The following is a 13,657-nucleotide window of genomic DNA, read 5'->3' as shown; positions in this document are numbered from 1 at the left end:
CCCAAGGATTGCGAAAGAATCACCGTTCGCACCCTTTCACCCACCGTGATTCGCGTTATTGATTCGAAGCATCCGGAACGATTCGCATCCGCCCCGCGCCCGAGGAGCACCCATGGCACTCAAAGACACTGACGACGCGAAGCCCGAAGAGCAGGAAGCCGATGTCTCGCTCGACATGAGCCAGGCCGCGGTCAAGAAGATGATCGCCGACGCGCGCGAGCGTGGCTACATCACTTATGAACAGCTCAACACCGTGCTTCCGCCGGAACAGGTCTCCTCCGAACAGATCGAAGACGTGATGTCGATGCTGTCGGAAATGGGGATCAACGTCATCGAGGATGACGAGGCTGAGGAAGGCGAGGTTGCGGGCGAATTGGTCGAAACCTCCACCTCGCGCGAAGTCGCGGTGGTTGGCGCCACGACCGAAACGCTCGACCGCACCGATGATCCGGTCCGCATGTATCTGCGCGAGATGGGGTCTGTCGAACTTCTGTCGCGCGAGGGCGAGATCGCCATCGCCAAGCGGATCGAGGCCGGCCGCAACACCATGATCGCCGGGCTTTGCGAAAGCCCGCTGACATTCCAGGCCATCACCATCTGGCGTGACGAACTTCTGAACGAAGACATCCTTCTGCGCGACGTGATCGACCTTGAGGCCACTTTCGGCCGCTCGCTCGATGGCGATGACGAAATGGACGGCCCCGCGCTTGATGAGGTGGACATGGCCGCCGCCGCCCCGCGCCGCAGCAGCGGCGGCGGCAGCGCCGAGCCGGAACTGGATGCCGACGGCAACCCCATCCTGCGCGCCGAGGAAGAGGATGACGATGACGAAGCCAGCGCCATGTCGCTGGCCGCGATGGAAGCCGCGCTGAAACCCAAGGTTCTGGAAACGCTGGAAATCATCGCCCGCGATTACGCCAAGCTGGCCGAAATGCAGGATCGACGCATGTCGGCCACCCTGTCGGAAAAGACCAGCTATTCCGCCGCCGACGAGGCCGCCTATCAGAAGCTTCGGTCCGAAATCGTCACGCTGGTGAACGCGCTGCATCTGCACAACAACCGGATCGAGGCGCTGATCGACCAGCTCTACGGCATCAACCGCAAGATCATGGCGATCAATTCCAGCATGGTGAAGCTGGCCGATGCCGCCCGCATCAACCGCCGCGAATTCATCGACGAATATCAGGGCTACGAGCTTGATCCCACCTGGCTTGACCGCATGGCCGCCAAGGCGGGCCGCGGCTGGCAGGCCCTGATGGAGAAATCGCGCGACAAGGTCGAAGAACTGCGCGCCGAGATGGCGCAGGTCGGCCAGTATATCGGCGTGGACATCTCCGAATTCCGCCGCATCGTGAACCAGGTCCAGAAGGGCGAGAAAGAGGCCCGTCAGGCCAAGAAGGAAATGGTCGAGGCGAACCTCCGCCTCGTCATCTCCATCGCCAAGAAGTACACCAACCGCGGCCTGCAATTCCTCGACCTGATCCAGGAAGGCAACATCGGCCTGATGAAGGCCGTCGACAAGTTCGAATACCGCCGCGGCTACAAGTTCTCGACCTACGCCACCTGGTGGATCCGCCAGGCCATCACCCGCTCCATCGCCGACCAGGCCCGCACGATCCGCATCCCCGTCCACATGATCGAGACGATCAACAAGCTGGTGCGGACGGGCCGCCAGATGCTGCACGAGATCGGCCGCGAACCCACGCCCGAGGAACTGGCCGAAAAGCTGCAGATGCCGCTCGAGAAGGTCCGCAAGGTGATGAAGATCGCCAAGGAACCCATCTCGCTCGAGACCCCCATCGGGGACGAGGAAGACAGCCAGCTTGGCGATTTCATCGAAGACAAGAACGCCATCCTGCCTTTGGACAGCGCCATTCAGGAAAACCTGAAGGAAACCACGACGCGCGTCCTCGCCTCCCTCACCCCGCGCGAGGAACGCGTCCTGCGGATGCGCTTCGGCATCGGGATGAACACCGACCACACGCTGGAAGAGGTGGGCCAGCAGTTCAGCGTGACGCGGGAACGGATCCGGCAGATCGAGGCAAAGGCGCTGCGCAAGCTTAAGCATCCAAGCAGAAGCCGCAAACTGCGCAGCTTCCTCGATCAGTAAGGCTTGATCCACGTCTAGGTGGACGCGCCTCATTGGCAGCGGGACCCCGCGTCCTGCTGCCCCGAAGCGGTCAAGACCGCTCGAAGAGATCAAGGCCGAACGCGATGCCGCCCGCGTCACTCTGGACAAGGCGACCGCCACCTCAACCCGGCGGCGCGTCACGAAACCGGCTTCCGGCCCGCTCCGGGAACCGGTCCAAGCTGATGTGCTGCCGCACATGACGGGCTACATGCACCGCCTGCAAACACTTGCGCCGCAGGACTATTTCCAGCGTCTCGCCCCGCATGACAAACGGACCCCGGGCGTCACCTCATCCATTCCCGCAGCACGCAGGCAGGCCCGTCGTCCCGCAACCGCCGCTCGAAAATGACCCGCCATTCGCCTTCGTCGAAGGCCGGGAAAAAGGCATCCGCATCCGGGATGTCCAGCGCCACCTCTGTCACCAAAAGACGATGGGCCAGCGGCAGCAGCGCGGCATAGATCGCACTGCCCCCGATGCCGTAAAGCCGGGTATGCCCCGCCGCCTGCGCCATGGCGATGGCGGCCTCCGGGCTGGGGGCGGTGGTTTCCCACAGATCGGGGTCGGACGTCACCACGATGTTGAGCCGGTTCTTGAGCGGGCGTAACGGCAGGCTTTCCCACGTCCGCCGCCCCATGATCAGCGCGCCCCCCGTCGTTTCGCGCTGAAACGCGGCCAGGTCTTCGGGCGCGTGCCACGGGATGGTGTTGCCCCGGCCGATGGCCCCGTTGCGGGCGCGGGCGACGATCAGGGTGATCATACTGCCACCGGCGCCTTAATGGCGGGATGCGGGTCATAACCCGTGACCTCGAAATCCTCGTACCGGAAATCGAAAAGCGAGGTCACCTTCCGCGTGATCCGCAGGCGGGGCAGGGGGCGGAGATCGCGGGAAAGCTGCGTTTGCACCTGTTCCATATGGTTGGAATAGATATGCGCATCGCCGATGGAATGGACGAAATCCCCCGGCTCATACCCCGTGACATGGGCCAGCATCACAAGGAGCAGCGCATAGGAGGCGATGTTGAACGGCACGCCGAGGAACATGTCCGCGCTGCGCTGGTAAAGCTGCAGATGCAGCTTGCCGCCCAGGATACGCACCTGCCACATCGTATGGCAGGGTGGCAGCGCCATTTGCGGCACGTCGGGCGGGTTCCAGGCCGAGACGATCAGACGGCGCGAATCCGGGCTGCGGCGGATCATGTCGATCAGCGTCTCGATCTGGTCCACCCCCCCGAAATCGCGCCATTGCCGGCCATAGACCGGGCCGAGATCGCCGCTCTCATCCGCCCATTCATCCCAGATCGTCACCCCGTTGTCGTTGAGGTAACGGATATTGGTGTCACCCTTCAGGAACCACAGCAGTTCATGGATGATCGACTTGATGTGCAGCTTCTTGGTGGTCACAAGGGGGAAGCCGTCCGCAAGGCTGTAGCGCGATTGCAGCCCGAAATGGCTGATCGTGCCGGTTCCCGTCCGGTCCGAGGAGGGGATGCCGTGGGCAAGGACGGTGCGAAGCGCGTCGTGATATTGCTGCATGGGCCTGATCGTGGTTCATGAGTCGCACAGCACTATATCTTGCGGTGGCGCCCGGGGCGACGGGCTGTGTACTGTGGCAGAAAGAAAAGGAGGATGCGATGGGCATCAGGTATCTGCATACGATGGTCAGGGTTCTGGATCTGGAAAAATCGATCGCCTTCTACAGGCTTCTGGGTCTGGAAGAGACGCGGCGCTATGACAATGAAGGGGGCCGCTTCACGCTGGTCTTCATGGCGCCTCCGCGCCAGCCCGAATGTCCCGTGGAACTGACCTATAACTGGGATGGCGATGACGGTCTGCCCTCCGACAGCCGCCATTTCGGGCATCTCGCCTATGAGGTGGACGACATCCATGCCACCTGCGCCCATCTGCAGGCCAATGGCGTGGTGATCAACCGCCCGCCGCGGGACGGGCGGATGGCCTTTGTGCGCAGCCCCGACAACATCTCGATCGAACTGCTCCAGAAGGGCGGCGCGCTGGAACCGGTGGAGCCGTGGAAGAGCATGGCCAGCACCGGCCATTGGTGACGCCGAGCGCTGGCGGCTGACGCGGGGCGGGGGGACAGCCGTCCCCCCGCACCCCCCTCCGCGCCCGGTCTTGCGGCCTGTGGCCGGGGATGGGAATCCGGGCATGGGTATTTGGGCCAAGGTGAAACGGCAGGTCAGAAGGACCAGCGCGTGAAGGTATCGGGGCCGAGGGTCGCGGATTCGATCCGTCTGGGCCGCGGGGCATCGGCAAGGGCCTCAAGGCCGAGCGGACCGAGAACGGGGGTCCCGTCGCCCCCCATCAGGCAGCCCGCCTGAAACAGGGCAAGCTCATCCACCAGCCGCGCGCGGATCAGGGCGGCGGCGAATTGGCCGCCCGCTTCGATCAGGATGCGGGTCAGCCCTTCTGCGGCGAGGAGGCGGAAGGTCTCTGTCAGGTTCAGGTGGCGGCCATCAGCGGGCGCTTCGATCAGCCGCGCGCCGGTGGCGGCCCAGCCAGTGCGGGCGGGGTGCGGGGCCGCAGGGCCGTGGATGACCCAGACGGGCCAATCGCGCGCGCTGCGGCCGAGGCGGCTGTGGGCCGGGGTTTTCAGGCCGCTGTCGGCCAGCAGGCGCAGCGGCTGATGCGTGGCGCCGATGTCGCGCGCCGTCAGTTCCGGGTCATCGGCCAGCGCGGTGGCAGAAGACGTCAGCACCGCGTCATGCGTCATCCGCATCAAATGCACCCGTCGGCGGGCCTCTGGCCCGGTGATCCAGCGGCTTTCGCCCGTGGCGGTGGCGATGCGGCCATCCAGCGTCGCGGCGAGTTTCAGCGTCACGAAGGGCAGGCCTTGCGTGATGCGCTTGAGGAACCCCGCCTGAAGCTGCCGCGCCCGGGTTTCCAGCACGCCTTCGGTGACGGGAATGCCCGCCGCGCGCAAAAGGGCATGACCACGGCCCGAGACGCGGGGATCCGGGTCGGTCTGTGCGGTCACCACCCGCGCCACGCCCGCCGTGATCAGCGCTTCGGCGCAGGGTGTGGTGCGGCCATGATGGGCGCAGGGTTCCAGCGACACATAGGCCGTGGCGCCCCGGGCAGCCGCGCCCGCCTGTGCCAGCGCCATGCGTTCGGCATGGGGGCGGCCGCCCGGCTGGGTCCAGCCACGGCCGACCACACGGCCCCCGGCCACGATCACGCAGCCCACGGCCGGGTTCGGCCATGTGCGGCCCAGCCCCCGCCCCGCCAGCGCGAGGGCGTGGGACATATGGACCTCATCCTCGGTCACATGCGGCCTGTCACTCTTCCGGCCCGCTGCCGGGGCGCAGTTCGCTCACGAACTTGTCGAAATCGTCTGCCGCCTGGAAGTTCTTGTAAACGCTGGCGAAGCGCACATAGGCCACGGTGTCGATCCGGGCGAGGCTTTCCATCACGATCTCGCCGATCACCTTGGACGAGATGTCGGTCTCGCCGAGGGATTCCAGCCTGCGGACGATGCCGGAAATCATCTGGTCGATGCGCTCGGGGTCGATGGGGCGCTTCTGCATCGCGATGCGGATGGAGCGTTCGAGTTTCGAGCGGTCGAAATCCTCGCGCTTGCCGCTCGATTTGATCACCACAAGGTCGCGCAGCTGCACGCGTTCATAGGTGGTGAAGCGCCCCCCGCAGGCCGGGCAGAAACGCCGGCGGCGGATGGAGACATGATCTTCGGCGGGACGGCTGTCCTTCACCTGGGTGTCGATATTGCCGCAGAATGGGCAGCGCATGGCCCCCTCCTTGCTTGTTGTTGGTTACGCCTGCCTCATGCCGGGGTGTTTCCCCCGGTTCGGCCCAAACTATAGGGGCGGGGGCGAGGTTTCGGCTAGGGGGGATTTTGCGGCCCCATATGCAGGGGGCGCGATGTGTGGCGGGCGGGACTCAGGGGTGGCGGATGGTCTCAGCCCGCCGGGGCGCCCCCCACGGTGCCGCGCGCCAAGATGGTCTGCCAAACGTGGCGCCAATCTCCGCCGCACGGGCTGTCGCGGAAATTCATCCTTCCGCTGGCATCGGCCGTTCTCGCCGCATGGCCAGACCGTTGCGGTTGCTGCCAAGGCGATGGCCGAGGGGGACCTGCGCGCCTTCATCCTGTCGGGTGGGGCGGCGCACACCCCGCGCCCGGGATGCTTGGGTCTTGACCTTAATCTTCCCTTTCCCCCACCCCCGCCCGCACTACCTGTGGTCCGAACAGGAGCGCCCAGACATGCAGATCGCTACCCTCTATCTCTCCACCGCCGCCGTTTTCCTGATCCTCGACGCGATCATGCTGACCCTCGTGATGAAGCCGCTCTTCAGCCGCCACATCGGCCCCCTGATGCTGGAAAACATCCGCATCGTCCCGGCCGCGCTGTTCTACCTCGCCTATGTGGCGGGGCTGGTCTACCTCGTCTCGCTCCCCGCGCTGAAGACGGGGGCGCCGGTGTTGATCCCCGCGGCGATCATCGGGGCCATGGCCTATGGCACCTATGAATTCACCTCCTACGCCATCATGCGCGACTGGCACTGGCAGATGGTGCTGACCGATACGCTCTGGGGCACGGCTCTCACGGCGCTGTCGGCTTGGGCCGGTGTCGCCATCACGCGCGCCACCGCAGGTTAACACTTGGCGAACAGGCCGTGCGTCTGCACACTTTGCTGCACTGCGCGGCTGCACCCGCGGCTGCAACCTTCACGGAACAGGCGAAAACATGATCCTTTACGGTATTCCCACCTGCGACACCTGCAAGAAGGCGCTCAAGGCGCTGCAGGCAGCAGGCCATGACGTGACTTTCCGCGACATCCGGGCCACGCCCCTGACTGCGCAGGAAATAGATGAAATCGTTACCGAATTCGGGGATCGGGTGATCAACAGATCCTCCACCACCTACCGCTCCTTCACCGATTTCCTCAAGGCCTCCGACCCCGAGGCCCAGATCGCCGCCCAGCCCACCGTGATGAAGCGCCCGGTGATCCGCAACGGGGCCGACTGGCATCTCGGCTGGGATGAAACGGTGCAGGCCAAACTGCTGTAATGCACGTGTCCATGCACAAGGCCCGCGCTTGGCGGGCCTTGTGAAACGCTTGCGATATCAGGGGCTTGATCGGGTTACAGCAGCCGCAGGTCGCTGGCAGAGGCGCGCCCGTCGCGGCCCGATTGCAGTTCATAGCCGATCTTCTGGTTGTCGTTCAGACCCTTCAACCCCGCCCGCTCGACCGCCGAGATATGCACGAACACATCCTTGCCACCGTCATCCGGCGCAATGAACCCATAGCCCTTCGTCGTGTTGAACCACTTCACGGTGCCTGTCGGCATTCCGCATTCTCCTTTCACTACCTCCCCGCGGCGTCATTGCCGTCAGGCCGTGCAGCCAGGTCTTCCTAGGTCCGGCTGCCTGTTCTGCGCAGGAGGCGGTCGAAAGTCTGTCGTCACTGCGGAAAATGATGCCAAACCCCAATTTAAAATCAAGCCCGAATCCCGGCGCGCGACTCGGGCGGCAAGTCAATGAAACAAGGGCGAAATTGCCTCTCACGCCCGGGGGTGGCCGCAGGGCGAATCACCGCTGCAAGGGGAAATCTTCCCCCTTGCAGCGCGGGCCGCGCGCCGTTCAGCGCAGATCGGGCGGCAGGGCGTCGGCCGCCAGTTCCGCCACGATGGCCTCCAGCGGCATCGTCTCGGTCCGTGTCTCGCCCAGACGGCGGACGGAAACCGTGCGCTCCTCCACCTCCTTCATCCCGATGGCAAGGATGACGGGCACCTTGCCCACGGAATGTTCGCGCACCTTGTAGTTGATCTTCTCGTTGCGCATGTCCGCCTCGGCCCGCACCCCGGCAAGGGTCAGCGCCGTCACCACTTCCTCCACGAAAGGATCTGCATCCGACACGATGGAGGCCACCACCACCTGCCGCGGCGCCAGCCAGAAGGGCAGTTTCCCGGCATGGTTCTCGATCAGGATGCCGATGAACCGCTCGAACGATCCAAGGCAGGCGCGGTGCAGCATGAAGGGGCGGTGCTTCGCGCCATCCTCGCCGATGTAGCTGGCATCCAGACGCTCGGGCAGGTTGGGGTCAAGCTGCAGCGTCCCGCACTGCCAATCCCGCCCGATGGCATCGGTCAGCACAAACTCCAGCTTCGGCGCATAGAACGCGCCTTCGCCCGGGAACAGTTCATAGGAATAGCCCGCCGCCGTCACCGCATTGGCCAGCGCGGCTTCCATCTTGTCCCAGATCTCATCCGATCCCACCCGCTTTTCCGGCCGCGTGGACAGCTTGATCCGCCACTTGTCAAAGCCCAGATCGGCATAGACCCGGGCAAGGAAGTCGATGAATTTCTTCGACTCCGCCTCCACCTGATCCAGACGGCAGAAGATATGCGCGTCATCCTGCGTGAAGCCGCGCACCCGCATGATCCCGTGTAGCGCGCCCGACGGTTCATAGCGCGCGCAGGATCCGAATTCCGCCATGCGGATCGGCAGATCGCGATAGGATTTCAGGCCCACGTTGAAGATCTGCACATGGCAGGGGCAGTTCATGGGTTTCAGCGCGTTGACGACCTTCTCCCGCGCGCCATCCTCGTCCACCTCCACGATGAACATGTTCTCGCGGTAGTTCTCCCAATGACCCGAGGCTTCCCACAGCTTGCGGTTCACCACCTGCGGCGTGTTCACCTCGACATAGCCATCCCGCCGCTGCTGGCGGCGCATGTAATCCTGCAGCGTGGTGTAGATGGTCCAGCCATTGGGGTGCCAGAAGATCTGGCCCGGAGCCTCTTCCTGCATGTGGAAAAGGTTCATCTCGCGGCCCAGCTTGCGGTGGTCGCGCTTGGCGGCCTCTTCCAGCATGGTCATATGGGCCTTCAGATCGTCGCGGTTCTTGAAGGCCACGCCATAGATGCGCTGCAGCATCGGGCGGCTGGCATCGCCCAGCCAATAGGCCCCCGCCACATGCGTCAGCTTGAACGCATCTGCCGGAACCTGCCCGGTATGCTGGAAATGCGGGCCACGGCAGAGGTCCTGCCAATCGCCATGCCAGTACATCCGCAGGTCCTGATCCTCGGGGATCTTGTGGACCAGTTCCACCTTATAGGGCTCGCCCCGTTCCTCGTAATAGGCCAGCGCATCGGCGCGGCTCCAGATTTCGGTGCGCACGGGATCGCGGGCGTTGATGATCTGTTTCATCTTGGCCTCGATCTGGCCAAGGTCATCGGGCGTGAAGGGCTCTGCCCGGTCAAAGTCATAGAACCAGCCATGATCGCGGACCGGGCCGATGGTGACCTTCACATCGGGCCAGATCTCCTGCACCGCGCGGGCCATGATATGGGCCAGATCATGCCGGATCAGTTCCAGCGCCGGCCCGTCATCCTTCATCGTGTTGATCGACAGGCGGGCATCCTGATGGATCGGCCATTGCAGATCCCAATGCTGGCCATCGACCTGCGCGGAAATCGCGGCCTTTGCCAGCGATGGCGCGATGGATGCGGCCACCTGCGCGGGCGTCACGCCGGCGTCGAACTGGCGGATATTGCCATCGGGGAATGTCAGGGAAATCTGGGCCATATGCGGCTCCCTCGTCGGTTTGGCGCCCACGGAACGCCCGGTTGCGGGTTATGTCGCGCCTTCCTGCGCGGGGCGGGCGGCTTTGTCAACCATGGCACAGGGTTGGCCTCACGCGCTGTTGCGCGGGCCGGGCAGGGGGCGGGCTTCTGGCACGGACCTGTCGCTGATAAGAAAGGGGCCGACGCAGGAGGATCTCGATGACCGAATTCTTGACCACCCCGCAGGGCCGCCGCATCGCCCATCACCGCCGGGCGGGGGCGGCAGGGCCGGGCGTGGTGTTTCTGGGCGGCTTCATGTCCGACATGACCGGAACCAAGGCGCAATACCTGCAAGACTGGGCCGAACGCATGGATCGCCCCTTCCTGCGGTTCGACTATTCCGGCCACGGACAATCCTCCGGCCGGTTCGAAGAGGGGTGCATCGGCGACTGGGCCGAAGATGCGATGGCCGCGATCACCCACCTGACGACCGGGCCGCAGGTTCTGGTCGGCTCCTCCATGGGGGGCTGGATCGCGCTTCTGGTGGCGCGGGCGATGCCTGAACGGGTGCGCGGCATGGTGGGTATCGCCCCTGCCCCGGATTTTGCCGAAGACAGCATGTGGCAAGGCTTCACTGCGGATCAGCGCGCCGCGTTGCTGCGCGACGGGCAGATCACCATCCCGTCCGACTATTCCCCGCAGGGCTATCCGATCACACGCCGCCTGATCGAGGATGGCCGCCGCCACCTTGTCCTGCGCGCGCCGCTCTTGCTGCCGTTTCCGCTGCGCATCCTGCAAGGCACGGCCGATACCGACGTGCCGCCCGCCGTCGCCCTGCGCCTGATGGATCACGCCGATAGCCCGGACCTGCATCTCACGCTGGTCAAGGGGGCCGATCACCGCTTTTCAACGCCCCAATGCCTTGCCATGATCGCGGCGGCGGTGGAACAGGTCAGCGGTGCGGCGTGATGCGGTCCTTCGGAAAGTGGCTCGGGCGGGGATTGCTGGCACTTCTGCTCGGGCTCGGCCTAATGTGGGCCCTTGCGCCGCGCACGGGCGTCGATCGCACGATCGCCTTTTCCGAAGCCGACATACCCGCCGATGTCGAAGGCTGGATCACCACCCGGGAACAACAGTTTTCCGACATCCGCCCCGGTAATGGCAAACGCATCCTCTGGGCGGGCGCGGCCGGGGAAAAGACGCCCCTCGCCATCGTCTACGTCCACGGCTTTTCCGCCAGCCCCGCCGAAATCCGCCCTGTGCCCGAGGAAGTTGCGCGCGCCCTCGGGGCCAATCTCTTCTTCACCCGCCTTGCCGGGCATGGGCGCGATGGCGCGGCCATGGGGATGGCCAGCGCCGAAGATTGGCTGTTCGACATGGCCGAGGCGATGGCCATCGGCCGCCGTCTGGGCGACCGGGTGATCGTGATCGGTACCTCCACCGGCGCCACGCTGGCGGCCCTCGCCGCGACCGATCCGCAATTGAACGGGGGGCTCGCCGGGACGGTGCTGATCTCGCCCAATTTCGGCATCCACGCCCCGGCGCAATGGGTGCTGGATGCGCCCTTCGTCGAACACTGGGCCACCGCCGTGGTGGGCGAGAGCCGCGCCTTCACCCCGATCAACGCCGAACAGGCCCGGCACTGGACGACCGAATATCCCACCGCCGCGCTTTACCCCATGGCTCGCCTCGTCCGCGCCGCACGCGCGACCGACTGGTCGCAGGCCAAGACGCCCGCGCTGTTCCTCTACGCCCCTGAGGATCGGGTAATCGACCCCGCCCGCATCCCGCCCGTCATCGCCGCATGGGGCGGCCCCGCCCGCGCCGAGACGCGCGCGATGCAGGGCGATGACGATCCCTTCGCCCATGTCATCGCAGGCGACATCCTCAGCCCCGGCCAGACAGAGCCGGTCATCGCACTTATCACCGATTGGGCGCGCGGCCTGTGACCGAACCCATCCTCTTCCTGCCGGGCCTTCTGTGCGATGCGCGCATGTTCCTGCCGCAGATCGTGCATCTGGGCGCGCGCCACCCCCTGCACATCGCTCTGCCCACGCAGGGCGAGACGGTGGAACAGATGTCCGATGCGATCCTCGCCGCCGCGCCGCCCAAGTTCATCCTGATCGGGCATGGCCTTGGCGGCGATGTGGCGCTGGATATCCTGCGCCGCGATCTTGGGCAGGACCGGGGCCGCGCCAGCCGCGCCGTGCTGATCAGCACCGACCCCCTCGCCGAACCCCCGGCCACCGCCGCCGCGCGTGAGGCGCGCATCGTGGCCGCCAAGGCAGGCCGCCTGAAGGCCGTCGTCGCGCAGGAATATCCCGAAGACACGCTCGCCCCCAGCGAATGGCGGGACGACATCATGGCGCTGCTGCGCGACATGGCGCTGACCTTGGGCGAAGGGGTCTTCCTGCGCCAGTCCCGCGCCCTGCAGCGCCGCCCCGATCAGCAAAAGACGCTCCGCCGCGCCAATCTGCCCATCCTCGTCATCGCCGGGGCCGAAGATCGCCTCGTCCCCCCGCGGCGGCAGGATTTCGCCGCCCAGATGGCCCCCTTCGCCAAGCTTTCGGTGATCCAAGGGGCAGGCCACCTGCCCACGCTGGAACAGCCCGAAGCCGTGACCGCCGCGATCGAGACGTTCCTTGCCGGCCCGATGATGCTGCGCGTTACTGCGAAGAAGCCAAGCTGACCTTGGGCTTGCGCGCCTTGGCGCCATCCGCGTTGGCGTCGATGAAGCTCAGCACCAGGGGGCGGATGTTCAACCGCCAGCTCTTGCCCGCGAAGATCCCGTAATGGCCCGCGCCCGGCTCCAGATGCTGGCCCTTCTTGGCATCGGGCAGCCCGGTCAGCAGCGACAACGCCGCCACGCATTGCCCCGGCGCGCTGATATCGTCATTCGCGCCTTCCACCGTCATCACCGCCACCTGCGTGATCGCCCCGATATCCACAGCCTTGCCCGCAACGGTGAATTCGTTCTTCGCGATCTCGCGGTTCTTGAAGATGCGCTCGACGGTGGACAGGTAGAACTCTGCCGTCATGTCCATCACGGCGAGGTATTCGTCATAGAAGCGGTTATGCGCATCGTGATCCGATGCCTCGCCCCGCGCTACGCGCATGATCTGTTCGGCAAAGGCCTTGGAATGGCGCTCGGCGTTCATCGACATGAAGCTTTGCAGCTGCATCAGCCCGGGATAGACCAGCCGCCCCGCACCCTTGTACTTGAACCCCACGCGCTGGATCACCGTCTGCTCCAACTGCCCCATGGTCACGCGGCGCCCGAAATCCGTCACCTCGGTCGCGGCGGCATCCGGGTCAATCGGCCCGCCGATCAGCGTCAGGCTGCGCGGCTGCGCCGCCGGTTCCTCGGCCGCCAGATAGGCCGTCGCCGCCAGCGTTAGCGGCGCGGGTTGGCAGATGGCGATCACGTTCACCTCGGGCCCCAGCGCCCGCATGAAATCCACAAGGTAAAGGGTATAATCCTCGATATCGAACTTGCCCGCCGACACGGGGATGTCGCGCGCATTGTGCCAGTCGGTGACATAGACATCCGCATCCGGAAGCAGCGATGCCACCGTGGACCGCAGCAGCGTGGCATAATGGCCCGACATGGGCGCCACCAGCATGATCTTGCGCGCCATCGGCGCCCGGCGGCGCACGAAGAACTGCACCAGATTGCCGAAGGGCTTTTCGACCACCGTCTTCACATCGACCAGATGATCCGTCCCATCCGGCCCGACGATCGACCGGATGCCCCAGTCGGGCTTGGCCACCATCCGCCCGAAGGACCGCTCCGTCACCTCGCCCCAGGCGGCCATAAGGGGCAGCACCGGGTTCATCGACAGGGCGAAGGCGGGATAGGAGGCCATCGCCCGTGCGGTCGCGCCCAACCACTCGTTGGTGTTGCGCGCCGTTTCCATCATATCGTAGGTGAACATGTACCGCACGTGCGTCTCCTTGCCCGGAAGGGGCCTGCTCCCGATTTCGC

General features: G+C 65.3%; 14 protein-coding genes. 7 read left to right on the top strand and 7 right to left on the bottom strand.

Features of this window, described 5'->3' with window-relative positions; genetic code table 11:
* Positions 1-112 precede the first annotated feature (112 nt).
* The gene (rpoD, locus tag GU920_RS02415) at positions 113-2,110 is read left to right on the top strand and encodes an RNA polymerase sigma factor RpoD (protein ID WP_161765381.1); all 1,998 of its coding nucleotides are present in this window, start codon (positions 113-115) and stop codon (positions 2,108-2,110) included.
* 305 nt (positions 2,111-2,415) lie between these two features.
* On the opposite strand, the gene GU920_RS02410 is transcribed toward rpoD, so the two are convergent.
* Complete coding sequence (locus GU920_RS02410) at positions 2,416-2,889, bottom strand: dihydrofolate reductase (protein WP_161765380.1); 474 nt, start codon at positions 2,887-2,889, stop codon at positions 2,416-2,418.
* Entirely contained in the window at positions 2,886-3,665 is a 780-nt protein-coding gene (locus GU920_RS02405; RefSeq protein ID WP_161765379.1) for a thymidylate synthase, read from the bottom strand. The genes GU920_RS02410 and GU920_RS02405 overlap by 4 nt, the downstream gene beginning before the upstream one ends.
* Positions 3,666-3,763: 98 nt before the next feature.
* Between GU920_RS02405 and GU920_RS02400 the strand changes: the two genes are divergently transcribed.
* Positions 3,764-4,192 (top strand): VOC family protein, encoded by a 429-nt coding sequence (locus GU920_RS02400; protein ID WP_161765378.1) that lies wholly within the window; start codon positions 3,764-3,766, stop codon positions 4,190-4,192.
* A gap of 134 nt (positions 4,193-4,326) precedes the next feature.
* On the opposite strand, the gene ribD is transcribed toward GU920_RS02400, so the two are convergent.
* Positions 4,327-5,415, bottom strand: coding sequence for a bifunctional diaminohydroxyphosphoribosylaminopyrimidine deaminase/5-amino-6-(5-phosphoribosylamino)uracil reductase RibD (gene ribD / locus GU920_RS02395; RefSeq protein ID WP_328799223.1), 1,089 nt, complete (start codon positions 5,413-5,415; stop codon positions 4,327-4,329).
* Positions 5,416-5,425: 10 nt separating this feature from the next.
* Positions 5,426-5,893: a transcriptional regulator NrdR gene (nrdR, locus tag GU920_RS02390; protein WP_161765376.1), complete on the bottom strand. Its 468-nt coding sequence runs from the start codon at positions 5,891-5,893 to the stop codon at positions 5,426-5,428.
* A gap of 473 nt (positions 5,894-6,366) precedes the next feature.
* Here nrdR and GU920_RS02385 point away from each other — a divergent pair, with 473 nt between their 5' ends.
* The gene (locus GU920_RS02385) at positions 6,367-6,762 is read left to right on the top strand and encodes a DUF2177 family protein (protein ID WP_161765375.1); all 396 of its coding nucleotides are present in this window, start codon (positions 6,367-6,369) and stop codon (positions 6,760-6,762) included.
* Positions 6,763-6,850: 88 nt separating this feature from the next.
* Entirely contained in the window at positions 6,851-7,174 is a 324-nt protein-coding gene (locus tag GU920_RS02380; protein ID WP_161765374.1) for an arsenate reductase family protein, read from the top strand.
* Between the two features lie 74 nt (positions 7,175-7,248).
* On the opposite strand, the gene GU920_RS02375 is transcribed toward GU920_RS02380, so the two are convergent.
* Positions 7,249-7,455 carry a cold-shock protein gene (locus GU920_RS02375; RefSeq protein WP_161765373.1) on the bottom strand — a complete coding sequence of 69 codons (207 nt, stop codon included), beginning with the start codon at positions 7,453-7,455 and terminating at the stop codon, positions 7,249-7,251.
* A gap of 292 nt (positions 7,456-7,747) precedes the next feature.
* A complete protein-coding gene (gene thrS / locus GU920_RS02370) occupies positions 7,748-9,694 on the bottom strand; it encodes a threonine--tRNA ligase (protein ID WP_161765372.1) in 1,947 nt (648 codons plus the stop codon).
* 197 nt (positions 9,695-9,891) lie between these two features.
* Between thrS and GU920_RS02365 the strand changes: the two genes are divergently transcribed.
* Genes GU920_RS02365 through GU920_RS02355 form a run of 3 tightly spaced genes read left to right on the top strand, consistent with a single transcriptional unit; the run spans position 9,892 to position 12,361 of the window.
* Positions 9,892-10,641: an alpha/beta fold hydrolase gene (locus GU920_RS02365; protein WP_161765371.1), complete on the top strand. Its 750-nt coding sequence runs from the start codon at positions 9,892-9,894 to the stop codon at positions 10,639-10,641.
* The gene (locus GU920_RS02360; protein ID WP_161765370.1) at positions 10,641-11,621 is read left to right on the top strand and encodes an alpha/beta hydrolase; all 981 of its coding nucleotides are present in this window, start codon (positions 10,641-10,643) and stop codon (positions 11,619-11,621) included. The genes GU920_RS02365 and GU920_RS02360 overlap by 1 nt, the downstream gene beginning before the upstream one ends.
* Complete coding sequence (locus GU920_RS02355) at positions 11,618-12,361, top strand: alpha/beta fold hydrolase (protein WP_161765369.1); 744 nt, start codon at positions 11,618-11,620, stop codon at positions 12,359-12,361. Before GU920_RS02360 ends, GU920_RS02355 begins: the two co-directional genes overlap by 4 nt.
* Here GU920_RS02355 and phaZ read toward each other — a convergent pair.
* Positions 12,339-13,616 (bottom strand): polyhydroxyalkanoate depolymerase, encoded by a 1,278-nt coding sequence (gene phaZ, locus GU920_RS02350; RefSeq protein ID WP_161765368.1) that lies wholly within the window; start codon positions 13,614-13,616, stop codon positions 12,339-12,341. The two genes, GU920_RS02355 and phaZ, sit on opposite strands and share 23 nt — an antisense overlap.
* Positions 13,617-13,657 lie beyond the last annotated feature (41 nt).

Origin of the sequence: Paragemmobacter ruber (assembly GCF_009908315.1) — a bacterium.
Classification (GTDB): Bacteria; Pseudomonadota; Alphaproteobacteria; order Rhodobacterales; family Rhodobacteraceae; genus Paragemmobacter; species Paragemmobacter ruber.
This window is presented reverse-complemented; position numbering and strand designations above follow the sequence as displayed.